The following is a 22,585-nucleotide window of genomic DNA, read 5'->3' as shown; positions in this document are numbered from 1 at the left end:
GGCCGGGCGCCGCCGGGCGCGGGGACGGCGGCGTAGCCTGTCGATCATGTTTGTACTGGAGCTGACCTACATCGCCCCCATCGAGCGCATCGACGCGGCCCTGGCCGAGCATGTGGCCTGGCTGGACGCGCACTACGCGTCCGGTGTCTTCATCGCCTCCGGCCGCAAGGTGCCGCGGGACGGCGGGATCATCCTGGCCCTCGGCGACGACCGGAAGAAGATCGAGGAGATCGCGCAGAGCGACCCGTTCACGGTGGCGGGGGTGTGCGAGTACACGATCACGGAGTTCGTCCCGACCAAGACCTCCGCGGCGATGGAGCCCTACCGCCAGGAGCTGCCGTCCTGAGCGTGCGGTGAGCCCGGCCCCGTGGCGAGGCGGGCGACGCGTCCCTTCTCCCCGGCCGCCCAGCAGGCTCCGGGGGCGCAGTCGACGGTGTCGTAGGAGCCGGTGTCGAAGCGGTGCCAGTGGCGGCCGCCGTCCGTGCTGACGTCGCTGCCGGTGGGGCCGACGGCCAGGGCGGTGGTGCGGCTGTGCGGCAGCCAGGCGACGCCGGAGCGGTAGGCGGCCGGCGGCCGGGCAGCCTCCGTCCAGTGGGCGCCGCTGTCACCGGTGACGGCCGCCGCGTGCGGGGACGGCGCTCCGGCGCGGTAGTTGCCGCCGACGGCCAGCCCGTGCGCGCGGTCGCGGAAGGCGAGGGCGAACACGCCGCGCGCCGGGTCGCCCGCGGGTACGGGGGTGCCGGTGGCGGTCCAGGTGCGGCCGCGGTCGGCGGAGTGCAGCACGCGGGAGGTGGTGGCGCCGCCGGTGGCGATCCAGGCGTCGCGGGGGCCCGCGCTGACCAGGCACTGGCCACTGGCGGCGAAGGCGGCCTCGCCGGGCAGGGCGGCGGGCATACCGGCGGCGGGCAGGACCCGCCAGCTGCGGCCGCCGTCGCCGGTGGCCAGGACGCGGAACCTGCCGTCGACGGGGTCGCCGAGCGCGATGCCGTGGCGCCGGTCGAAGAAGGTGACGCAGTCGTAGAAGGCCTTGGGGTCGGTGTTGCGGAAGGTCTCGGTCCAGGTGGTGCCGCCGTCGTCCGTGCGCAGGATCCTCGAGGCCTCGCCCTCGCCGATGGCCAGGACGACCGCGTGGCGTGCGTCGAACGCCTCGACGTCGCGGAACTCCAGCCCGGCGGCGCCCGGGGGCGAGACGTCGCGCCAGGTGCGGCCGCCGTCCCGGGTGAGCAGGACGGTTCCCTTGGTGCCGGCCAGCCATGCCGTGGTGCGGCCGACCGCCGCGAGGCCCCGGAAGCGGGCGTCGGTGCCGCTGTCCCCGGCCTCCCAGGAGAGGCGGGGCGGGCGGGGTGGCGCGGCGTGCGCCTGCGGTGCCGTCCCGGCCAGGGCGAGGGCGGCCCCGCAGGCCCCCGCCAGCAGCGTTCGTAACGTCTTTCCCATCCGCTTCATGAGGGGGGAAGCTAGCGGAGGCCCGGACGGGCGTCCACGGAGGTACGGGCGGTGCTGCCGGTGCGGCAGCGGGCGGGGGCGACGCGTGATTCCGCCCATCCTCCGGACATTCCTTCAAGTTCATTGACGTAGAAGGCAAATGTCTTCTTTTAAAAGGGCAGTGATACAGCTCACGCTCGAATCATGTGCACTACGACGATCGTTCACTCGTCTCACCAGTCGAGGAAGTCGTAGCGGCACGGAAGAGCACCACCCGGAAAACAACCGCAAGGGAGCTGGCGTTGTCCACTGTCATCGAACAGGCTGTCCAGGCACGGATCATCACGTCGGCCCCGCCCTCGCGGACGGTTCCCGCGCGTCTGCTGTACGAGCGCTCCGACCCCTTCGCCGTGCGGGTCGCCTTCCCCCCGGTGGCCTCGCTCGACGGCGCGGAGGTCGAGTGGGCCTTCGCCCGGCAGCTGCTGGCGCGGGGCCTGCTGCGCTCGGCGGGCGGCGGCGACGTACGGGTGTGGCCGTGCGGCCCGCACCGCACGGTCCTGGAGTTCCACGCGCCGGAGGGGGTGGCCATGGTGCAGATCGACACCCCGGAGCTGCGCTCCTTCCTGGCGCGTACGTACACGCTGGTGCCGGTGGGCGGCGAGGGCGGTCACCTCGACGTGGAGGGCGACCTGGCGGCGCTCCTGCGTCAGGCCTGAGGGGGGAGGGGGCCGGCCCGTCGGACACGCCCCGTCTCCGGCGGCCGGCCCCGCGCCTCCCCGCTCACCAGAGCGCCTCGTCCCCCGCCCGCTCGGCGCGCACCCGGGAGGCGACGATCTCCGTCTCGGCGGCGTCGCGCCCTGCCCAGCGGGCGTGTTCGACGGTCTTGCCGGGTTCGAGCTCCTTGTAGACCTCGAAGAAGTGCTGGATCTCCAGCCGGTCGAACTCCGGCAGGTGTCTGAGGTCCCTGAGGTGCTCGTGGCGGGGGTCGCCGGTGGGCACGCACAACACCTTGTCGTCCTTGCCCCGTTCGTCGCGCATCCGGAAGAGCCCGATCGCGCGGCACCGGATGACGATGCCGGGGAAGGTGGGATCGCCGGCCAGCACGAGGGCGTCCAGCGGCTCCCCGTCGGCGCCGAGGGTGCCGTCGATGTAGCCGTAGTCGGCCGGGTAGCGGGTCGAGGTGAACAGCATCCGGTCCAGCCGGATGCGCCCGGTCTCGTGGTCCATCTCGTATTTGTTGCGGCTGCCTTGCGGGATCTCCACGACGACGTCGAAGTCCATGGGGGCTCCTCCGGAAAGAGGCGGCGGATCACCATGGTGGGGCCTGGCGCCCCGCGCGCGCCATGGCGCGTCGGCGGGAGCCCGGTCCCCCGTGCGCCCCGTCCCTCACTCCGCTGTGGGCCCCGAAGGGGTGGAAACCAGACACCGGCCGTCCGGCCCCGTCCGGGGCGGCGGCGGGCCGCCCGCGGCGCACGTCCCGCCGCGGGCCCCGGCATCCGGCGCGACCCGCGCCGCCGCCGGGCTCTCACGCGCCGGTCGCGCACCGCCGTGGAGTGTCAGTGTCACCACCCCGGCCGCGGCCACCAGCCCGGCCAGGCCCGCGAGCAGCCCGCCGGCGGGCCCGAAGCGGAAGGCCTCGCCGAGCGCGAGGACGCCGACGGCCGCGGCCACCACGGGGTTGACGACGGTCACCGTGGCCAGTGGTGCGGCCAGGCCCGCGCCCCGGTAGGAGGCCTGCGACAGCAGCAGGCCGGCCGCGGCGAGCAGGGCCGTCACGCCCAGGTCCGGCAGCACGGCCGTCACGCCTCGGTGCGACGTCCAGTCCTCGGTGACGGCCTTGGTGAAGACCGAGGCCATGCCGAAGGCCGCGCCCGCGGCGGTGGCCAGCACCACGCCCCGCACGACCGGCCGGCGCATCCGGCGCGCCACGAGCGCCACCACCACGACGAAGCCCAGCACCGCGGCCGCCAGCAGCGGCCGCCGCTCGGCGGCGAGGGACTCGGCGCGCGGCGGCCCGGTCAGGCTCAGCAGTGCGGCCAGGCCGGCCGTGGCCAGCAGCGCGCCGCGCCGGCCGGCCGGCCCCACGGGGCGGTGGGCGAACAGCGCGGCCATCGGCAGCGCGAAGACGATCGTCAGGGCGCCCAGCGGCTGCACCAGGCTCAGCGGGCCGAAGGCCAGCGCCAGTACGTGCAGCCCGGCGCCCAGGGCGGTGAGGGCCACCGCCCCCCACCAGCCCGCGCGGCGCAGGGGCGCGTAGGTGAGGCCGGGTCCGCTCGTGGCGGCGACGCGCTCCTGCGCGATCGCCGCTCCCGCGTAGCAGACCGCGGACACCAGGCACAGTACGACTGCCGTAGCGAACGCGCTCACGGCCCTCCCTCGCAGCCCGGACGGGGCCGGCGGCCCGTCGTCTCCCCGATCTGCGTCCCCTGGTGATCCATACCCTCCACGATGCCTCCGGCGGGCGGCGCGGGCGTCGTACTTGAGTACGGGCTTTTCCCTACTCCTCAGGGAGTACGCCAGGGTGGCGGCTGAGCGGCAGGGCGCACCATGAGACGGACGTCAAGCATCACCGGCATTATCCGGCGCATTACCGGCTGGGATATCCGAATGATCCTGGCGCGCATTTTTGCGTATGCCGTCTAAACCTTTGTCGACGCTCCCGAAAAAGCCGCCGACAGAATGCCGGTGACCTGAATTACCATTGCCGCAAGCCCGAACATATGAAAACTCTATGAGGGCTTGAACAGGCATCAGGGCAGGTCACGGGGGGAAACCGATGGATGCCGCACCGCAGGATTGGCATGCTCACACATTCGAAAACATCGAACAGGCCGGGCGTCGCGTCACCGTCATAGGGGCCGGGATATCCGGCCTCGTCACAGCGTACGAGCTGGAACGGCTCGGCTGCCGGGTCGAGGTACTGGAAGGCAACAACCGCATCGGCGGGCGCATCCACACCCACCGGTTCGGCGACGGCCCCGGCGCACCGTCCGTGGAACTCGGCGCCATGCGCATTCCGGCCCACCACCACAACACGCTGGAATACGTCCGCCGGATGGGACTGGAGGGCGAACTCCGCGCGTTCACCACGCTCCTGTCCGAGGAGAACGCCTACCTGCGGACCGGCGACGGCTTCCTGCGCATCCGGGACGCGGCCCGCCCGCTGCGCGAGAACTTCCGGCGGGAGCTGGAGCGGGACCGCCCCGGGCGGGCCGACGACGGCACGGTCGTCTTCGGCGCCTGGCTCACGGCCATCGTCGACGCCATCGCCCCGCCCGACCTGCGCGAGGCACTGCGCGCGGACCTGCGCGGCCGGCTGCTGGAGCTGGTCGCCCGCGTCGAGATGGGCCCGCACCTGCGCGGGGCGGACGGCGACCGGGTCGACCTGCACTCGCTGTTCGCCGCGCACCCGGGCATCCGGGCCGGCTGCAGCGCCCGGCTCAACAGCTTCCTCGACGACATCCTCGCCGAGACCAGCCCCGACCTGCTGCGCCTGCGGGGCGGGATGGACCGGCTCACCCACGCCCTGGCCGCCCGGCTGCGCGACCCCGTGGCCCTCGGCCACCGGGTCACCGGCATCGACGTGCGCGACGAGCACGTCCTGGTCACCGTCCGCGCGGGCGGCCGCACGCTGGTCAGGCGCGCGGACCTGGTCGTGTGCACCGCCCCCTTCCCCGCCGTGCGCCGGATGCGGCTGCGCGGCCTGGACGCCGACAAGCTGAGCGTCCTGCGGGAGGTGGAGTACTGCCCCGCCACCAAGGTGGCCGTCCACTGCCGCGAGCCGTTCTGGCGGGAGGGCGGCATCCGGGGCGGGGCCTCGTTCACCGGCGGGCGCGTCCGCCAGACGTACTATCCGGTGCCCGACGGCGATCCGGGGCGCGGGGCCGCCCTCCTGGCCAGCTACACGATCGGTGACGAGGCCGCCCGGCTCGGCCGGATGTCCGTCCGCCGCCGCCACCGTCTCGTCCTGGACGAACTCAGCGTCATGCACCCGGAGTTGATGACTCCGGGCATGGTGCTGGACATGACGAGCGTCGCCTGGGGCAATGTTCCCTGGAGCGGCGGCGGTTGTGCCTACCGCTGGGGCAAGAGCGCGGCGGTGTGCGAGGAGGAACTGCGCCGCGCCTTCCGTCCCGTGGGCCGGCTGTTCTTCGCGGGCGAGCACTGCTCGGCGGCGTCCGCGTGGATCGAGGGAGGGATCGAGTCCGCCCTGCGGGCCGTCGAAGCGGTCGAGCGCTACGAGCCGGTCCACCGCCCGGCGGCCGCCGCCGACCGCCACGACCCCGCGGGAGCCCTGTGATGAGCGTGTTCGATCTGCCGAGGCTGCACTTCGCCGGCGTCGCCACGGCCAAGCCGCCGACCGGCCCGCGAGGCGGGCTGGTCGACCTGGCCACGGGCCGGGCGCTGACCGACGACGGCCCCTTCCCCGCCGAGCGGCCCGCCACCGAGTACCACGACTGGCTGCAGCGACGCGGGCCGCACTTCGACGCCTCCGGACGGGCCCGCCCGGACGGGGAGTTCAGCGCCGCCAAGGGCTGGAACTTCGACGGCAACGGGCACTTCTGGATCACCGCCGAGGTGGTGTCGGTGGAGGGGCCGCGCAGCCGGCCCGACGCCCCGCCCGACACCGCCGACCCGGTGGTCGGCCGCGCCGTGGACTTCTGGGGCCACTACAACGAGTACCTGCGCACCACCGTCAACCGCGCCCGCGTCTTCGACCTCGACCCGGCCTCGGCGTGGACCACGGCCCTGATGATCGGCCAGTTCGGCTTCGGGCGGCTGGGGCGCTCGCACGACGACGGCTATATGCTCACCGGCGCCGTCCACGGCCTCCAGCCGCCGCGCTGGGTGGACTTCGGCCGCGTCCTGGACGTCGGCGAGCACGCCCTGGCCCGGCAGCTGGGCTACTGCGCCGTCCACCAGTTCGTCGTCACCCCGCCGGGCGGCCCGGCGGGACCAGGGCGTGTCCGGTGGGTCGGCACGGGCCCTGCGACGCCTGGCACGGCACCTCGCCGCGTTGTCGCATCACCCGAGTACGCCCAGTACGCGGGTGATGCTCCGCCTTGCGATCCTCCCCCAGCTACCGCTGGGAGGTGCCCCCAGCACCAGACGCCGCAGGACCCGCACCGACCCACCGGACACGCCCTGGGCTGGCTGCCCGACAGCAACCTGTCGCCGGCCGTCGGCGCGCTGCGCGAGGCCGTGGAGGGCGGCGCCGACGGGCTGGTCGTCCGGTTCGCGCTGGACAATATGGCCTCGCCGCCCGCCCCCAATGCCCCCGGCCAGTGGCGGGTGCGCGGCACCATCGCGCCGTGGCACGCCGGGGAGCTGCGCAGCTACCCGGCCGGCAGGCTGCTCGTCCCGGCCTCGGGGGCGGACGGCACGCTGCACCACATGACGGTGGAGGTGGCCCGGGACCGGGCCTGCTTCGACATGATCTCCGCCGTGCCGGTCACCTCCCGGGCCCGCGAGGCGGGCCCGGGGCCGCTGCACCGGCTCGGGCCGCCGCTGGACGCCGGCGACCTGGAGCTGCGGACGGCCCGCTCCGGCAGGCTGATCGCGCGGGTGCCGGCGGGAACGTACCCCTCCGACGCCACGTCGGGCATCGTGACGGTGGCCGCCGAGCCGGGCTGGGAGGCCGCGGCGGACGAGGCGCTGTGCCTGACGGGCACCCCACCCGGCGCCCAGGGGCGGGTGGCGCTGCTGACCGAGCGCGAGACGCACGTCCAGACCGACGACGCCCTGCTCGTGCTGCACCACCGCGACCGCGCGGGGGACCGCGACCACGCGGTGGGCGTGCCGCTGCGCTCGTTCGTGCGCGGCCGCCCGGCGGGCGTCGAAGGCATCCACGTCCGGCAGTACTTCAACCCGCGCGCCCTGCCCGCCGACCCGGTCGCCGGGGCCGCCCCGGCCCGCTGCGGCGACGCGGTCGTCCTCGGGATGCGCGACGAGGGCCCGTACGCGGCGGACTGCGTGGTGGCGACCGACGAGCACGGGCGGGGCCTGCTGACCCTGCGCGGCGAACGGGCGGGCACCTGCCGCGTGCTGCTCGCCACCGACCCGGCGGACCTACCGCCGGTGGACCCCGCCGCGCCGGGCTCGGCCCGCGCGGCGTACGACGACGAGGACGCGCTCGGCTTCTGGGCGGGCGCGGGCTGGCTGGCCGTGCGCGTGCTGCCCGACGACTGGCACCTGGACCGGGTGCCCCGCTCCGACGTCGACTTCGCGCTGCTGCACCGGGAGGTCTTCGCCTTCTACGAGCACGTCTCCTCCTTCATGCGCTCGGAGGTCTTCAGCCTCGCCGACCGCTGCAAGGTGGAGACGTACGCGGAGCTGGTGTGGCAGATGTGCGATCCGCGCAACAAGGAGAAGACGTACTACATGCCGCCCACGCGCGACCTGACCGACCCCAAGGCGCGCCTGCTGCTGGCGTACCTGCGCAACCAGCAGGCGCGCTCGCGCCCGCCGGTCACCGCCCCGGCCGTGCTCGGCGGGGAGCCGGCGATCACGACCCGGGGCGAGCTGTACCGGGTGCTGCAGCAGGCGGCGGCGCTGGAGCTGGCGGTGATGCTGCAGTACCTGTACGCGGCCTTCTCCGTGCCGACGCACGGCGCGGGCCGGGAGTACGTGCGCCGGGGGCAGTGGACGGCGGAGCAGCTGGAGATCGCGTGCGGCCACGGCGGGGCGACCCTCGACGACGGGATCCGGGGCGTCCTGCTGAACGTGGCGCGCGAGGAGATGATCCACTTCCTGCTGGTCAACAACATCATCACGGCGATGGGCGAGCCGTTCCACATCCCGCTGATCGACTTCGCCACGATCGGCGAGGAGTTGCCGGTGCCGCTGGACTTCGCGCTGGAGGGGCTGAGCACCGGCAGCGTGCAGCGGTACGTGGCCATCGAGCAGCCGGCCGGCCTGGTCCCGGAGGTGCGGCGGGAGGGCGGCGGCCCGCGCGGCGCCGCCGTGCGGCCGCTCGGCTTCACCTGGGGCTCGGTGAGCGAGCTGTACGCGGGCATCCGGGAGGGGCTGCGCAGGGTGCCGGACGTGTTCCTGGTGGAGAAGGGGCGCGGCGGCGGCGAGCACCACCTGTTCATGCGGGAGTCGGTCAACACCGCGCACCCCGACTACCAGTTGGAGGTCGACGACCTCTCGAGCGCCCTGTTCGCCGTGGACTTCATCACCGAGCAGGGCGAGGGCGGCGTGCTGGGCGGCGCCGCCCCCTCGGACTCCTCGCACTTCCACAGCTTCCTGCGGATCGGCGAGGTGCTGGCCGGCGAGCGGGTGCCGGGCCCGTACGGGCGGCTGGTGCCGTGGAGCCCGGCCTATCCGGTGCTGCGCAACCCGACCCTGGGGGCGGGCGGCGGGGCGAAGGACGCGATCACCGATCCGGAAGCGCGGGCGGTGGGGCGGCTGTTCAACCGCTCGTACCACCTGATGCTGCAGCTGATGGCGCAGCACTTCGGCGAGAGCCCGGACGGGAGCCTGCGCCGCTCGCGGCTGATGAACGCCTCGATCGACGTGATGACCGGCATGATGCGCCCGCTGGCGGAGCTGCTGGTGACGATGGAGTCGGGGCGGCGCGGCCGGACGGCGGGCCCCACCTTCGAGCTGGACGCCCCGCCCGCCTTCACGCCCCGCCCCGATGTGGCGCGGCGCTCGCTGGCCCTGCGCTTCGACCATCTGTCGGCGGCGGCGCGCAAGTGCGAGCCGGTGCCCGGTCAGGTCGCCGAGATGATGGCCTTCTACGCCGACTTCTTCCGCCGGGCCGAGTGAGGAGAGGGCATGAGGAACTACGAGACCGACGTGCTGGTCGTGGGAGCGGGCCCGGTCGGCATGGCGCTCGCTCTCGATCTGCGCTACCGGGGCGTCGACTTCATGATGGTGGAGGCCTCGGACGGGAGCGTTCCGCATCCGAAGGTGGGCACGGTGGGACCGCGGTCGATGGAGCTGTTCCGGCGCTGGGGCGTCGCGGGCGAGATCCGCTCGGCGGGCTGGCCGGCGGACCATCCGCTGGACATCGCCTGGGTGACCGCGCTGGGCGGCCACGAGATCCACCGCCTGGACTTCGGCACGGCCGCCACCCGCCCCGAGCTCCCCTACACGCCCGAGCCCGAGCAGGTGTGCCCCCAGCACTGGCTGTCGCCGCTGCTGGCGCGACGGGTGGGGGTCCACCCGGACGGCCCGCTGCGGCGCCGCTGCCGCGCGGAGGGCGCGCGGCAGGACGCCGAGGGGGTGACCGTGACGGTGACCGACCTGGGCGACGGGACGCGGCTGACGGTCCGGGCGCGCTACGTGGTGGCCTGCGACGGCGCGTCCTCGCCGCTGCGCAAGGCCGCCCGCATCGCGGCTCCGGCCCGGCACGCCACCCAGGTCTACCGCAACATCCTCTTCCGGGCGCCGGGCCTGCGCGAACTGCTGGGCGACCGGGGCGCCCTGGTCCACTTCCTGACGCAGCCCGGTGCGCTGCGCTTCCCGCTGCGCTCGATGGACGGCCGGGAGCTGTACCGGCTCACTGCGGGCGGCAGCCAGGTCCTGGACGGGGAGGCGCTGGACCTGGTCCGTTCGGCGATCGCCTTCGACATCCCGCTGACGATCGTCTCCGAGAACGTCTGGTACCTCACCCACCGCGTCGCCGAGACCTACCGCGACGGGCGCCTGCTGCTCGCGGGCGACGCCGCCCACACCCTGTCGCCCTCCGGGGGCTTCGGCATGAACACCGGCATCGTCGACGCCGCCGACCTCGGCTGGAAGCTGGCGGGCGAACTGGCGGGCTGGGCGGGCCCGGGGCTGCTCGACGCGTACGACACCGAGCGCCGCCCGGTGGCCATGCGCAGCCTGGAGGAGGCCAACGCCAACCTGGTGCGGACCGTGCGCCGCGAGCTGCCCGAGGAGATCACGCAGGACACGCCGCAGGGCGCACGGGCCCGCGCGGAACTGTCGGCGGCACTGGAACGCAGCCCGGTACGGCGCGAGTTCGCGGCGCCGGACGTGCACTTCGGCTACCGGTACGACTCGCCGCTGATCGCCGGCGGCGCCGGGCAGGCCGGCGACTGGCGGGACTCGGCCCTGCCCGGCGGCCGCGCGCCGCACGCGTGGCTGGCTCCGGGGCGCTCCACGCTCGACCTGTTCGGGCCCGGCTTCCACCTGCTGTGCGGCACGCAGGCGGAGGAGGCCGGGCTGAAGGAGTTCGAGGCCGCCTTCGCCCGGCGGGGGGTGCCGCTGGAGACCACGCACTGGGACGAACAGCGGGCTCCGGAGCACTGTCGCGGTCTGTGCGTCCTGGTGCGCCCGGACGGCCACGTCGCCTGGCGGGGCACCGCGCCTCCGGCCGACCCCGGGGAACTGGCGGACACCGTCCGGGGCGCGCGATGAGCGCCCCGGGCCTGCCCCCGTTCCGCACGGCGGACGTCCACGTCCCCGACCCGTACCCGCTCTACCGGCGCTACCGGGAACAGGACCCGGTGCACCGCGCGGCCGACGGGTGGGTGCTCTTCCGCCACGACGACGTGGCGCGGGTGCTGACCAGCCGGGCCTACGGGCGCGGCGGGCTGCCCGCCCGGCTGCCCGAGCAGTGCCCGCACCTGCGGCGCACGACCGCCAACTGGATGGTCTTCATGGACCCGCCGCAGCACACGCGCGTGCGCGCGCTGGTGGCCAAGAGCTTCACTCCGCGCATCGTGGAGGGCCTGCGGCCGCGCATCCGGCAGCTGGCGTCCGGCCTGGTCGCGGAGCTGCGCACGACGCCGACGGCCGATCTGGTGGACCGCTTCGCCGCCCCCTTCCCCATCCTCGTCATCAGCGAACTGCTGGGCGTGCGCGGCCAGGACCGGCCCTGGTTCCGCGAGCGGGCGGTGGACCTGCAGCAGGCCACCAGCTCGCGCGTGGCGCGCCGGGCCGACGCCTTCGCGGTGGCGGACGCGGCGGCGCGCGAGCTCGACGCGTACTTCCGGGCCGAACTGGCGCGCCGCCGGGCGGGGCAGAGCCGCTACGACGCGGATCTGATCGGGGCGATGCTCCGGGCGGAGGAGCAACTGCCGCTGGGCGACGACGCCTTGGTGGGCACCTGCATCCATCTCCTGACGGCGGGCCACGAGACGACCACCAACCTGGTGGCCAAGGGCCTGCTCGCGCTGCTCGCCCACCCCGCCCGGCTCGCCGAGCTGCGCGCCCGGCCGGAGCTGATGCCGGGCGCGGTGGAGGAGCTGGTGCGCTACGACTCACCGGTGCAGATGATCAGCCGGTGGGCGTACGAGGACGACGTGATCGGCGGACGGGCGATCGCCAAGGGCGACCGGACGACGTTGGTGCTGGGGTCGGCCAACCGCGATCCCGCGCACTTCGCCTTCCCCGACCGCCTCGACATCCACCGCGACGCCCGCCGCCACTCCGGCTTCGGCATGGGGGTGCACTACTGCGTGGGGGCCCCGCTGGCCCGCGCGGAGGCGGAGATCGGTCTCCTGGAGCTGCTGCGCGGCCTGCCCCGGCTCGCCCTGTCGGACGAGCCGGTGCGCTATGCCGACGACCTGGTCTTCCACGGGCCGTCACGGATGGTGGTGCGCACGGCCTGACCCGGGGCCCCGGGCGCGGGGGTCAGGCCTCGGGGATCAGGCCTTGGGCACGAACCACTTCCCCAGGTACTCCTCCAGCGCCCGGTGGTCGGTCACCCGGGCGCGCAGCCCGATGTGCCCGTCCGGCCGCACCAGCACCATCACGCCCCCGGGCAGCGACCTGCCCTCGCGCTGCCCGGCCCGCAGCACGGACACCTCGGCGGGGAAGGAGTAGCGGCCGACCAGCCGGCTCAGCCGGCCGACCTCCCGGTCGTTGCCCGCCGCCCGGCCGGGGACGACCAGCAGCGTCCACCGGTCGTACGACAGCAGCCCGTGCAGGCCCCGGCGGCGCCCGCCGCAGTCGGTGACCGGCAGGTCGGGCAGCCGGTCACCCGCCCGCAGCGGACCGCGCCCGGCCCGGTCGGTGGACAGCTCGCTGGCGCGATGGTGCCGGAGGAGCTCGCTGAGCAGCGCCCGCCCCCGCCGGTTGAACCGCTCGCTGCCCAGCAGCACCGGCCCCACCAGGCGCATGGCGGTCAGCGTGAGCGGGGCGGGCGGCAGCTCGAGCAGATTGCGCCGCATCTGGCGCATGATCTCGTGTGCGGTGCGGCGCTGTTCGGTGGAGTAGGTGTCGAGCAGCGCGTCGACGGCCCACCCGTGGTGCACGGACGCCAGCTTCCAGGCGAGGTTGTGCGCGCCCCGGAACCCGGTGTTCAGTCCGCGTCCCCCGACCGGCGCCCACATGTGGGCGCTGTCGCCCGCGAGCATGACCGGCCCCTCGCGCAGCGAGGCGGCGACGCGGTCGTGGAAGCGGGCGCGGTTGAGCCACTGCGGCTCCGTCGGCGTCAGGCGGGTGTCCGCGTCGTGCGCGGCCCTGGCCACCAGTTCCCGCATCTCCTCGGCGGACGGCGGCTCCACGCGCGCGGGGTCGGGGTCCTGGCAGAAGCTGAAGAACCGGTAGCCACCGCCCGGCCGGGGCGAGGCGATGAGGCAGACGCGGCGCTCGAGGAAGAAGTAGGTGACGTCGGGCGTGACGGGGTACTTCCACTCGGGCAGGGCGTTGATCTGCAGGGCCTGCAGGTCGGCGCGGCGCTCGCCCTCGAAGGCGATGTCCAGCGTCTTGCGCACCAGGCTGTGGGCGCCCTCGCAGCCCACGACCCAGCGGCAGGCGATCGTCCGCAGCCGGCCGTCGGGTCCCCGGACGTCCACCTCGGCGCCGCCGCTGCCCGGCCGCACGGCCACCGCCTCGGTCTCCCAGGTGACGTCGGTGCCCAGTTCGCCGAGCCGTTCGGCCAGCAGGCTCTCCATGGCGATCTGTTCGATGCCCAGCGGCCGCGGGAACGGCGTGTGCGGCATGGTGTTGTCGTGCCCGCCGATGCGGCGCCCCCGCACGTACATCTCGGCCCCGCGCAGGGGCAGCCCGTGTTCGACGAAGCGCTCCCCGCACCCGAAGTCGCGCAGGATCTCCAGTGCCCGCTGCCAGATGACGCTGGCCCGCACCTCGCGCTGGGTGCTGGGCTTCCTGTCCACGACGGCCACGTCCAGCCCGTACTGGCGCAGCGCGACGGCGAGCGCGAGCCCGGTGGGGCCGCCTCCGATGACCAGGACGTCCCGGCCGATGTCGTCGCTCATGATGTCCCCCCGGTTTCCCCCTCGTCCCCATGTTTATGGTCCGGGATGAAGAGGCGGGGGTTCAATAGGCGGCTATTCTCCGATATTAGCTATTTCGTACGAACCACCTGCGCATGTACGCCTCCAGCACCTCGACGCGGTCGGTACTGAGCCCCGTGTGGCGGTCGGGACGTACGAGCACCAGCGCCGGGCCGGGCAGCCGCCGCTCCATCCCGGGGTCCAGCCGCGGCCGGAAGATCTCCACCGGCATGGCGCAGCCGTGCACCGCGGCCCGCAGGCGGTCGTCGTCGAGCCGGGCGCCGGGGGCCACGAGCAGCGTCCAGCGCCCGTACGCCAGCAGGTCGTGCAGCCGGCGCCGCCGCCCCGCCACCGTGACCGGCGGATCCGCCAGCCGGTCCCCCGCCCCGCCCTGCGACAGGGCGCTCTCGCGGTGCCCCATGGCCAGGTCGCTGAGGGTGGTGCGGATGCGCTCCGCGAAGCGCTCACTGCCCATCAGCCGGGGCCCGGCGAGCCGGATGCCCAGCAGCGTCAGGGGATCCGGCGGCAGCTCGAGGAGGTTGTGGCGCATCTCCCGCATCACCTTCTGCGCCGTGAGCCGCTGTTCGGTGCCGTAGGTGTCCAGCAGCGCGTCGACGGCCCAGCCGCGGTGCACGGACGCCAGCTTCCAGGCGAGGTTGTGCGCACCGCGCAGCCCGGTGTTGAGGCCGTGCCCGCCGATGGGCGCCCACAGGTGCGCGCTGTCCCCCGCGAGCAGCGCGCGGCCCGAGCGCAGCGTCCGGGCGAGGCGGTCCTGGAAGCGGGCCCGGTTGGCCCACGGCGGATCGGTGGGCGTCAGCCGCACCCCGGGGTCGTGGGCGGTGCGGGCCACCAGTTCCCGCATCTCCTCCAGGCCGGGCGGCCGCTGGAGCTCCGGCTCGGGGTCGGTGCGGAAGCAGAAGAACCGGTAGCCGCCGCCCGGCCGGGGCGAGACGCCCAGCGAGGCCCCGCGCTCGAGGAAGAAGTAGCTGCGGTCACGGTGGTAGGGGTGCTTCCAGTCGGCCTCGGCGTTGAGCTGCACGCACTGCAGGTTCGGCCGCCGCTCCCCCTCGAAGGGGATGCCGAGCTGCCGGCGCACCAGGCTGTGCGACCCCTCGCAGCCGACGACCCAGCCGCAGCGCACGGTCGCCGTACCGCCGTCCGGCAGCCGCAGGTCGACCTCGGCCCCGTCGTCGCGCGTGCGCACCGCCAGCGCCTCGGTGGACCAGCGCACCACGCCCCCCACGGCCGCCAGCCGCTCCCCCAGCAGCCTCTCCACGGCGTCCTGCTCGATCGACAGGGGGTAGGGGAACGCCGTCCCGCCGCACCCGAACCGCATGGCGCCGACCCGCCGGCCCTCGGCGAAGACCTCCACCCGCCGCAGCGGCACCCCCTCGGCCAGCATCTCCTCGGCGCAGCCCAGGTCCCCCAGCACCTCCAGGGCCCGCTGCCACACGATCCCCGCCCGCGCCTCCCGCTTGCCGCGCGCCTCCTTCTCCACGACGGCCACGTCCAGGCCGTACTGCCGTAACCCGATGGCGAGCGCGAGGCCGGTGGGCCCGGCGCCTACGACGACGACGTCCACGTCGTCCCGGAAGTCCTTCACTGCACTCTCCCCCTCGTGTGCGGCTCATGCCCTTCCACCTTGCCTTCGGAGGCGGCGGATCGTCAGGACTTGGGGGATAAATACGCACGCCACTTCGAAGGAAGCGGAGGACGCAGAGGACGCGGAACAGCGGAGGACCCCGGCCGGGCCGGGGTCCTCCGCTGCTGTGTCCGCCTCAGGCGGCGCGCACGGCTCAGTCCTGCGCCCGTGCCTCCGCCGACACCGGCTTGGGGATCAGGAAGGACGTCGCCAGGGCCGCGGCCATGATGACCACGCCCGCGATCATGCCCGCGGTGTAGCCGCTGTGCGAGGACGCGTCCGCCGGGGCGGTCGCCGTCTTGACCGCGTACAGCAGGGCGAAGCTCAGGCCCGCGCCGAGGTTGAACGCTCCGGCGTTCAGGCCGGGGAGGAAGCCCGGGTTCTCCTTCGGGGAGAGCACGATGCCCAGGCCGTTGAGGACGATGTTCGCCACGCCCGCGTAGGTGATGCCCACCAGCAGCGAGGCCACCAGCAGCAGGGCGCGCGAGTGGGCCGGGACGGTGAGGATCATCAGGACGACGGACGCGGCGGAGCCCACGAGCCCCAGCCGCAGCACGCGGCCGTAGCCGAACGTGGCGGCCAGGCGCCCGGCGACCGGGCCCATGGCCAGGCCGGCGAGGGCGTAGGGCGTCAGGGTCCACCACGCCGACTCCTCGGCGGACATGCCGAGGCCGGCCTGCGCGTCCTGGGCGAAGGCGGGGATGAGCCCGTTCATCACGGCGAAGACGCCCGTCATGGTGAGCACGGTCGTCAGCAGCGTCGCCCAGGTGCCGCGCTGCTTGAGGTGCCGGGTGGCGACCAGCGGGTGGGCACTGCGGTCCTCGGTGCGCCAGAACAGGGCGAAGGCGGCCGCGGAGAGCACGGTGAGGGCGGCGACCATGCCCCAGCGGGCGGCGCCGAGCTTGCCGGCCTCGTTGAGCGCGATGAGCAGCGAGCCGACCGAGACGACGAGCAGAGCCACGCCCGGCCAGTCCATCCGGTCCGCGGCGCGGACCTTGGTCTCGGGGGTCAGGGTGGCCACGAGCACGGTGGCGACGGCGGCCACGACGGCCATGACCCAGAAGACGGACTCGAAGCCGTGGTTGTCGGCGAGGAACCCGCCGGCGAGCGAGTCGACGCCGGCGATGCCGCCGTTGACAGCGGTGATCACGCCCAGCAGGGTGCCGTACCGCTTCGGCTCGGTGATCTCGACCCGCAGCATGATCAGGCACAGCGGCACGGTCGGGCCGGAGACGCCCTGGATGACGCGGCCGGCGAACAGCATGGGCACGCTCGTCGCGAGCGCGGCGACGACACAGCCGACCGCCATCAGGGCCAGCATGCCCACCAGCACCTTGCGCCGGCCGATGATGTCACCGAGCCGGGGCAGGAACAGCGAGAACAGCGCCGCCGAGGTGAAGAAGGCGGTCTGGGTGAGCCCGATCTCGGCCGAGTCGGCACCGAGGCTGTCCTCGATGCTCTTCAGCGCGGGGCTGAGCATGCTGGCGTTGAGCTGGAAGGCGATGCAGGCCGCCAGGAGGGCGGTGACGAGCACGGCCACGCGGACGGGACGGCGTCCCGGAGCGTCGGCGGCGGACAGGTCACCAGCAGCGCGGTCGGCGCGATCGGTGGGGGAAACGTTCATGCCTCAATGGATCTCTGAATAGTTCGGCACACACAGAAAAACCCCAGCTCAGCTGGGGTTTTTCGTTGTGTCCGAGGGGGGACTTGAACCCCCACGCCCGATAAAGGGCACTAGCACCTCAAGCTAGCGCGTCTGCCATTCCGCCACCCGGACCAGGTGTCTGTCTCCGCGAGGTGTTCCCCGCGGCGACATGGATAACTCTATCAAGGTTTCGGAGTGCCTTTGACCAGGGCTGCGTCACCGCCCGCACCGGCGGCGTGAGACCGTTCCCCTCGACACTGCCGCCTTCACCTCCGGGACTGATCGCCATGGGACGGGTCACCGAACGCCGCCGCGTCATCCGCATCCGGGACGGGGCCGTGGGCACCCGGCCCGACACGCTGGTGGCCGAGGAGCCACTGGAGATCAGGCTCAACGGCAAGCCGCTGGCCATCACCATGCGCACGCCCGGCGACGACTTCGCGCTCGCGGCCGGGTTCCTGGTCAGCGAGGGTGTGCTGGGCGAGGCCGGGGAGCTGGGCAACATCGTCTACTGCGCGGGTGCGACCGACGACGGCTCGAACACCTACAACGTCGTCGACGTCCGCCTGGCGCCCGGCGTGCCCGTCCCGGACGTCAGCCTGGAACGCAACGTCTACACCACCTCCTCCTGCGGCCTGTGCGGCAAGGCGAGCCTGGAGGCGGTGCGCACCACCGCCCGCTGGCCCGTCGCCGACGGGCCCTCGCCCCTGCGGCTGAAGCCCGCCCTGCTCGCGGAGCTGCCCGGCCGGCTGCGCGAGGCGCAGCGGGTCTTCGACCGCACCGGCGGCCTGCACGGCGCGGCCCTGTTCTCGCCGGACGGCGAGCTGCTGGACGTGCGTGAGGACGTGGGCCGGCACAACGCGGTCGACAAGATCGTCGGCCGGGCGCTGCAGCAGGGTCTGCTGCCGCTGTCCGGCACGGTGCTGCTGGTGTCGGGCCGCGCGTCCTTCGAGCTCGCCCAGAAGGCGGCGATGGCCGGGATCCCGGTGCTGGCCGCGGTCTCGGCGCCGTCGTCGCTGGCGGTCGACCTGGCCGTGGAGACAGGGATGACGCTGATCGGTTTCCTGCGGGGCGCGTCGATGAACGTGTACGCGGGAGAGCGGCGCGTCGTCCTGGACTGAACGGGATACCGAACGGGATACCGAACGGGACAGCGCGCCTCAGCCGGGCCGGCCGAAGCCGCGCCAGCGGCCGCCGAGCCTGCCGAGCACCCCGAAACGGTCCCACTCGTGGAACATCTCCGCCCACGGTCCGCCGACCTGGCGCAGGCAGTGCCGGATCTCCTCGATGTCGTCGGCGGACATCCGGCGCACCTCGGGCCGTAGCACCGAGGACAGGAGCTCGCCGCGGATGTCGTCCCACAGGGCGCTCACGCCGGGCGCGGTGTGCCAGGCGACGAAGCAGACGGCGGCGTAGGTGGGGGTGCGCAGCAGCTCGGCCACGGCCTCGCCGTGGGCCTCGTCCGCGTAGGCGTTCAGCAGGTGCTCGTCGTCGGAGTGGATGAGGTCGGGCAGTTCGCCGGGGCCGGGGGGCGGGTCCAGGGACAGCAGCCGCCGGGCGAGGGCGTCGGTCAGCCGTTCGTCGACGCCGGGCTCGATCGGGGCCGCCTGCCGGCGCAGCGTGATCACCCGTGCCGTGCACCCCGGCAGTTCCTCGCCCGCCGCCAGGTCGCCGGCCTGCTCGAGCAGCATGAGGGCGGCCCGCCTCCTGGCGGTCAGCTCCACGCCGCCCGCCAGGAGGGACTTCAGCAGGTTCTTCGCCAGGTGGGGGGCCACCGGGTCGTCGCGGGCGCTGTCGAGGGCGGCCCGGACGAACGCCTCGTCCAGACCCTCCGCCTGGTGCCAGTTCTCCGGGAGCGAGGAGAGCAGCGCGTCGGCCTCGGCGGCGGTGAGCGGTTCGTCGCCCCAGATGAGGCGGAAGGCCGTGCGCAGCACGGACGGGGTCTCCTGGTGCTCGGAGCCCGCGGTCTTGACGAGGGTGTGCAGGAGGGAGGGGCGGTCGTAGCCCTCGGGGGCGGGGCGGCCGTCCATGGCGGCGGCCATGCGCAGGTGGGGGCGGCCGGAGAGGTCGGCGCCGGGCAGTTCGGCGGAGAGCACCCGGGTGAGCGGCCGGGGGTCGCCGGTGGCCGCGGTGTGGTCGAGCCCGTCGAGGACGGCGGTGCGCAGCTCGTCGTGGGCGTCGATGGCGGCCCGTACGACCTTGCGGTCGGGCGCCGCGTCGTCCAGCAGGACGGCGGTGAGGCGCGCGGTGAGGACGGGCAGGACGGAGGCGTGGTCGACGCGCAGCGCCTTGGCGAGGCGGAGGAGGGTGAGGAAGCGGACGAGGGGGGTGGCGGGGGTCTCGGCCGCGCGGGCGAGCTCGGCGCGCAGGTCGCGCCGGAGGGGGGCGACGGCGGTGCGGGGGGTGGCGCGGGAGAACTCGTCGGCGAGCGAGGCGAGCAGCGTCCACTCCTCCGGCGTACGGTCCGTGCCGCCGGCGGCGAGGGTGGTCAGCAGCCGGGTCCGTACGCCCGGGTCGAGGTCGCCGCGCGGGGCCCGGTCGCGGGTCCAGCGGGCGGCGGCCGTGCGCCCGTTCGAGTCGAGGGCGATGCCCTCGCGGGCGGCGAGGGCGGCGAGGCGGTCGGCCTCGTCGCCGGTGTCGGGGCCGACTCCGGTGCGGCGGGAGGCCTCGGCGAACAGCGCGGGGCGGCCGGCCAGCCAGATGCGGGCGGCGACGGCGGCCCACGGGTCGCGTTCGGCGCGGGCGGGGCTGGACGTCCCGCCGGTGCAGTCGTGGACGCGGTAGCGGTGCTGGGCGGCGGCGGAGACATAGTCGAAGTCGGCGTCGGGGAAGACGCCGACGATCTGCTGCCGGGCGAGCATGGGGCGCCGGGTGTAGGTGGTGAAGGTCAGCCGGTCGGCGAGGTCGCGGGGCAGGACGGCGCTGGCGACGGCGATCCAGTACGCGGTGTGGGCGCTGTCCCGCTCGATGACGAGGAGCTGCTGGGCGTCGGGGGTGCGGAAGAGGGTCCGTACGTCCGTGAGGAACGGCTCGAGGCGCTCGGCCCGGGAGTGGACGAAGTCGAACAGGCCGGCCTTGTCGATCCGCCGGGCGGGGACGAGCGAGGGGAGCGGCTGCGGAATGCCGCCGTCGGGGGTGCGGTCGGCCCAGGAGGGCGACTCCCAGGCCTCGATGGGCAGCAGCCCGCCGGGCAGGCCACCGCCCTCGGGGAGCCGCACGGCGTGCGCGTGGAAGTTGCCGTGCCGGCCGACGCGGCCGGGGCCGGTACGGACGGTGCGGCACAGCAGGCGGCTGCCGTCGGAGAGCCGGTTGTGGCTGAACGCCACGGGGAATTCGGAGAGTTCCTCGCTGGAGGGGCAGCCCGGCGCGTCGCTCGGCGGCTCATAGACGATCAGCTGCTCGGCTTCGCCCAGCAGGGTGATGGGCAGTTCGGGGCTGGCGGCGGTGAAGCGGAAGCCGGAGCCGTTGGGGCCGGGGGCGACGGCGGTGGAGGTGTAGTGCAGCTGCTGCAGATACATCCGACTCCCCTCTCGCCCGCGTCCTGTTTCTTCTCTTCCTTACATCGAGTGACATCCCACCAGATCCGATGGGCCGTTGCCCCGGATTTCGCGGGAAGTTCAGTCGTCGTCCTCGACCACGCGGGTGAGCGGGGCGGCATCGGTCGCGTGTTCCTTGTGGGAGGAACACCCGCCCCGTACGTTGGCCCACCGGACACGTGGGGCCGCGACGGCCCCGGCGCGAAGGGGGCGGGTCATGGCGGCGCATCCTGCGGACCTCACCGGAAGACGGCTCGTGAGAGCCGCGCTGTGCTGCGCGTTGCTCGCCCTCGCGTGTCTCCCGGCGCCCGCCGGGGCGGCGACCGGGCCCGATGGGCCGCCGCGCGGCGGCTTCGAGGAGCACGTGCTGTTCCGGGCCGGCCGGGAACCGGGGTACGACCACGCCTGCTACCGCATCCCGGCGATCGTCACGACCACCCGCGGCACCCTTCTGGCCTTCGCCGAGGGCAGGAAGGACAACTGCGGGGACGCCACCGACATCGACCTCGTCGTCAAGCGCTCCACCGACGGCGGCCGCAGCTGGGAGCCGCTGCGGATCGTCGACGCGGGCCACGGCGACACCCACGGCAACCCCGCCCCCGTCGTGGACCGCCGCACCGGCCGGATCACGCTGCTCACCACGTACAACGAGGGCCGCGAGGACGACGGGAACTGCGACGTGCCCTGCGACCGCACCCCGCACGCGCAGTACAGCGACGACGACGGCCTCGGCTGGTCCGTCCCTCGCGACCTGACGGACGCGATCCGGCCCGCCGGCTGGAACTCCTGGTACGCGACGGGCCCCGGGCACGGCATCCAGCTCTCGCACGGTCCGCACCGCGGCCGCCTGGTCGTCGGGGTCAACGCCGAGAGCCACGACGGCACGCGGATGTCCGCCAACCACGCGGCGCTGGTGCTCAGCGACGACGGCGGTGAGCACTGGCGGCTGGGCGCGGTGGACACCCACCGCTACCTGCCCGACGGCACCTACCGCCAGAAGCCGTCCGAGCTGACGCTCGCCGAGCGCGACGACGGGACGGTGTACGTGGGCGGGCGCGAGCAGGACGGCACCGACCTCGGGAACCGGGACGACGCCGTCGCCGTGGACGGCGGGGCGCGCTTCGCCGCGCCGTTCCGGGCCCTGCCCGGCCTGTACTCCCCCATGGTGCAGGCGGCGGTGGCCGCGCCGCGCCCGGGGCGCTGGCTGTTCTCGGCGCCCGCCGACCCCGACCGGCGGCGCACGCTGACCATCCGTTCCTCCTGGGACCAGGGGCGCACCTGGGAGGGCGCCGAGCGCGGCCGGCGGGTGACGTCCGACTGGTCCGGCTACTCGGACATGGCGGTGGCCGGGGACGGCACGACGGCGCTGCTCTACGAGGCGGGCGAGCGCGATGCCCGCCAGGAGATCCGGTTCGCCCGGTTCACCGAGGACTGGCTCGGGCCGCGGCGCGGCCCGGACCCGGTGACGCCGGACCGGGCGCCGGGCGGCCGGGGCGCGGCCGTGCTGGGCGGCGCGCGGCCGGTGGCCGGCCGGTTCGGCGGCGCGCTGCGCTTCGACGGCGTGGACGACGCGGTGCGCCTGCCCTACCGGGGGTCGCTGCCGCTCGGGGCGCGGGACTTCACGGCGGTGCTGTGGTTCCGCTACCGGCCCCGGGCCGGCGCCGGCGAGCAGCCGTTCCTGTGGATGGGCGGCGTCGGCGGGGCACCGCAGGTGGCGCTGCGCGGGGAGCCGGACTCGGGGCGGATCACCGGGCAGCTGACCGCCCGGACCGCGGGCCCGGGGCCGTCGCGGACGGCGACGGTGCGCTCGGCGGGCGCGTACGCCGACGGGCGGTGGCATCGGCTGGCACTGCGCCGGTCGGGCGGCCGGCTGACGCTGACCGTGGACGGCACCTCCACGTCCGTGCCCGGCGTGCCGGGGACGGTGAGCCGCAATTCCGCCTTCGGGGTGCACCTGGGGCAGAAGCCGGACGGGCGGTCCTTTCTGACGGGGGATCTGGACGAGGTGCGGGTGTACGCGCGGGCGCTGACCGACGCCGAACTCGCCGGGCCCCAAGGGTTCCCCGCGCCGCCGCGGCCGGAGGAGACGGTGCTGTGGCTGCCGCTGGACCGGGTGGGCCGGGACGGGCGCTGACGGACGGAC

General features: G+C 74.5%; 16 protein-coding genes and 1 tRNA gene. 8 read left to right on the top strand and 9 right to left on the bottom strand.

Going from position 1 to position 22,585, the window contains the following annotated elements:
• Positions 1–46 precede the first annotated feature (46 nt).
• Positions 47–346, top strand: a complete 300-nt coding sequence (locus ACIG36_RS10700) for a YciI family protein (protein WP_399925207.1) — start codon at positions 47–49, stop codon at positions 344–346.
• Here ACIG36_RS10700 and ACIG36_RS10695 read toward each other — a convergent pair.
• Complete coding sequence (locus tag ACIG36_RS10695) at positions 322–1,443, bottom strand: WD40/YVTN/BNR-like repeat-containing protein (protein WP_399925206.1); 1,122 nt, start codon at positions 1,441–1,443, stop codon at positions 322–324. The genes ACIG36_RS10700 and ACIG36_RS10695 overlap by 25 nt on opposite strands.
• Positions 1,444–1,724: 281 nt before the next feature.
• Between ACIG36_RS10695 and ACIG36_RS10690 the strand changes: the two genes are divergently transcribed.
• Positions 1,725–2,138, top strand: a complete 414-nt coding sequence (locus ACIG36_RS10690; RefSeq protein ID WP_399925204.1) for an SsgA family sporulation/cell division regulator — start codon at positions 1,725–1,727, stop codon at positions 2,136–2,138.
• Positions 2,139–2,202: 64 nt separating this feature from the next.
• Here the strand turns inward: ACIG36_RS10690 and ACIG36_RS10685 are convergent, their stop codons facing one another.
• Entirely contained in the window at positions 2,203–2,703 is a 501-nt protein-coding gene (locus ACIG36_RS10685) for an inorganic diphosphatase (protein ID WP_399925202.1), read from the bottom strand.
• A gap of 105 nt (positions 2,704–2,808) precedes the next feature.
• Positions 2,809–3,789 (bottom strand): DMT family transporter, encoded by a 981-nt coding sequence (locus ACIG36_RS10680; protein WP_399925200.1) that lies wholly within the window; start codon positions 3,787–3,789, stop codon positions 2,809–2,811.
• Between the two features lie 409 nt (positions 3,790–4,198).
• Here ACIG36_RS10680 and ACIG36_RS10675 point away from each other — a divergent pair, with 409 nt between their 5' ends.
• From ACIG36_RS10675 to ACIG36_RS10660, 4 genes are read left to right on the top strand one after another with little or no spacing between them, the layout of a single operon-like run.
• Positions 4,199–5,722: a flavin monoamine oxidase family protein gene (locus ACIG36_RS10675; protein ID WP_399925198.1), complete on the top strand. Its 1,524-nt coding sequence runs from the start codon at positions 4,199–4,201 to the stop codon at positions 5,720–5,722.
• Entirely contained in the window at positions 5,722–9,195 is a 3,474-nt protein-coding gene (locus ACIG36_RS10670; protein WP_399925196.1) for a ferritin-like domain-containing protein, read from the top strand. The genes ACIG36_RS10675 and ACIG36_RS10670 overlap by 1 nt, the downstream gene beginning before the upstream one ends.
• 9 nt (positions 9,196–9,204) lie before the next feature.
• Positions 9,205–10,794 carry an FAD-dependent monooxygenase gene (locus tag ACIG36_RS10665; RefSeq protein WP_399925194.1) on the top strand — a complete coding sequence of 530 codons (1,590 nt, stop codon included), beginning with the start codon at positions 9,205–9,207 and terminating at the stop codon, positions 10,792–10,794.
• Positions 10,791–11,990 carry a cytochrome P450 gene (locus ACIG36_RS10660; RefSeq protein ID WP_399925192.1) on the top strand — a complete coding sequence of 400 codons (1,200 nt, stop codon included), beginning with the start codon at positions 10,791–10,793 and terminating at the stop codon, positions 11,988–11,990. Before ACIG36_RS10665 ends, ACIG36_RS10660 begins: the two co-directional genes overlap by 4 nt.
• A gap of 36 nt (positions 11,991–12,026) precedes the next feature.
• On the opposite strand, the gene ACIG36_RS10655 is transcribed toward ACIG36_RS10660, so the two are convergent.
• The 4 genes from ACIG36_RS10655 to ACIG36_RS10640 all read right to left on the bottom strand — a co-directional run bounded on the left by ACIG36_RS10655 (position 12,027) and on the right by ACIG36_RS10640 (position 17,038).
• Positions 12,027–13,601, bottom strand: coding sequence for an FAD-dependent oxidoreductase (locus ACIG36_RS10655; protein WP_399925190.1), 1,575 nt, complete (start codon positions 13,599–13,601; stop codon positions 12,027–12,029).
• Between the two features lie 85 nt (positions 13,602–13,686).
• Entirely contained in the window at positions 13,687–15,222 is a 1,536-nt protein-coding gene (locus tag ACIG36_RS10650; protein ID WP_399925188.1) for an FAD-dependent oxidoreductase, read from the bottom strand.
• Positions 15,223–15,415: 193 nt separating this feature from the next.
• Entirely contained in the window at positions 15,416–16,885 is a 1,470-nt protein-coding gene (locus ACIG36_RS10645; protein WP_399925186.1) for an MFS transporter, read from the bottom strand.
• A 68-nt stretch (positions 16,886–16,953) separates the two neighbouring features.
• Positions 16,954–17,038: transfer RNA gene (locus ACIG36_RS10640), tRNA-Leu, on the bottom strand.
• Between the two features lie 155 nt (positions 17,039–17,193).
• Here ACIG36_RS10640 and fdhD point away from each other — a divergent pair.
• Positions 17,194–18,027 (top strand): formate dehydrogenase accessory sulfurtransferase FdhD, encoded by an 834-nt coding sequence (gene fdhD, locus ACIG36_RS10635; RefSeq protein ID WP_399925185.1) that lies wholly within the window; start codon positions 17,194–17,196, stop codon positions 18,025–18,027.
• A gap of 39 nt (positions 18,028–18,066) precedes the next feature.
• Here the strand turns inward: fdhD and ACIG36_RS10630 are convergent, their stop codons facing one another.
• Both ACIG36_RS10630 and ACIG36_RS10625 read right to left on the bottom strand, forming a co-directional pair.
• A complete protein-coding gene (locus tag ACIG36_RS10630) occupies positions 18,067–20,424 on the bottom strand; it encodes a GTPase-associated protein 1-related protein (RefSeq protein WP_399925183.1) in 2,358 nt (785 codons plus the stop codon).
• A 99-nt stretch (positions 20,425–20,523) separates the two neighbouring features.
• Positions 20,524–20,661, bottom strand: a complete 138-nt coding sequence (locus ACIG36_RS10625; RefSeq protein WP_399925181.1) for a hypothetical protein — start codon at positions 20,659–20,661, stop codon at positions 20,524–20,526.
• Between ACIG36_RS10625 and ACIG36_RS10620 the strand changes: the two genes are divergently transcribed.
• Positions 20,660–22,576 (top strand): exo-alpha-sialidase, encoded by a 1,917-nt coding sequence (locus ACIG36_RS10620; RefSeq protein ID WP_399925179.1) that lies wholly within the window; start codon positions 20,660–20,662, stop codon positions 22,574–22,576. The two genes, ACIG36_RS10625 and ACIG36_RS10620, sit on opposite strands and share 2 nt — an antisense overlap.
• The last annotated feature ends 9 nt before the right edge of the window (positions 22,577–22,585 follow it).

This window comes from Streptomyces sp. NPDC053048, from assembly GCF_044547045.1.
Classification (GTDB): domain Bacteria; phylum Actinomycetota; class Actinomycetes; order Streptomycetales; family Streptomycetaceae; genus Streptomyces.
Note: the sequence above shows the minus strand (reverse complement) of the source record. Positions and strands in the feature narration are given on the sequence as shown.

What these genes read in the sequence shown, in the direction of transcription:
- ACIG36_RS10655 (WP_399925190.1), bottom strand. Translation starts at nt 13,601, where the DNA reads ATGAGCGACGACATCGGCCGGGACGTCCTGGTCATCGGAGGCGGCCCC.
- ACIG36_RS10670 (WP_399925196.1), top strand. Translation starts at nt 5,722, where the DNA reads ATGAGCGTGTTCGATCTGCCGAGGCTGCACTTCGCCGGCGTCGCCACG.
- ACIG36_RS10695 (WP_399925206.1), bottom strand. Translation starts at nt 1,443, where the DNA reads ATGAAGCGGATGGGAAAGACGTTACGAACGCTGCTGGCGGGGGCCTGC.
- ACIG36_RS10700 (WP_399925207.1), top strand. Translation starts at nt 47, where the DNA reads ATGTTTGTACTGGAGCTGACCTACATCGCCCCCATCGAGCGCATCGAC.
- ACIG36_RS10665 (WP_399925194.1), top strand. Translation starts at nt 9,205, where the DNA reads ATGAGGAACTACGAGACCGACGTGCTGGTCGTGGGAGCGGGCCCGGTC.
- fdhD (WP_399925185.1), top strand. Translation starts at nt 17,194, where the DNA reads ATGGGACGGGTCACCGAACGCCGCCGCGTCATCCGCATCCGGGACGGG.
- ACIG36_RS10625 (WP_399925181.1), bottom strand. Translation starts at nt 20,661, where the DNA reads ATGACCCGCCCCCTTCGCGCCGGGGCCGTCGCGGCCCCACGTGTCCGG.
- ACIG36_RS10620 (WP_399925179.1), top strand. Translation starts at nt 20,660, where the DNA reads ATGGCGGCGCATCCTGCGGACCTCACCGGAAGACGGCTCGTGAGAGCC.
- ACIG36_RS10685 (WP_399925202.1), bottom strand. Translation starts at nt 2,703, where the DNA reads ATGGACTTCGACGTCGTCGTGGAGATCCCGCAAGGCAGCCGCAACAAA.
- ACIG36_RS10660 (WP_399925192.1), top strand. Translation starts at nt 10,791, where the DNA reads ATGAGCGCCCCGGGCCTGCCCCCGTTCCGCACGGCGGACGTCCACGTC.
- ACIG36_RS10645 (WP_399925186.1), bottom strand. Translation starts at nt 16,885, where the DNA reads ATGAACGTTTCCCCCACCGATCGCGCCGACCGCGCTGCTGGTGACCTG.
- ACIG36_RS10630 (WP_399925183.1), bottom strand. Translation starts at nt 20,424, where the DNA reads ATGTATCTGCAGCAGCTGCACTACACCTCCACCGCCGTCGCCCCCGGC.
- ACIG36_RS10675 (WP_399925198.1), top strand. Translation starts at nt 4,199, where the DNA reads ATGGATGCCGCACCGCAGGATTGGCATGCTCACACATTCGAAAACATC.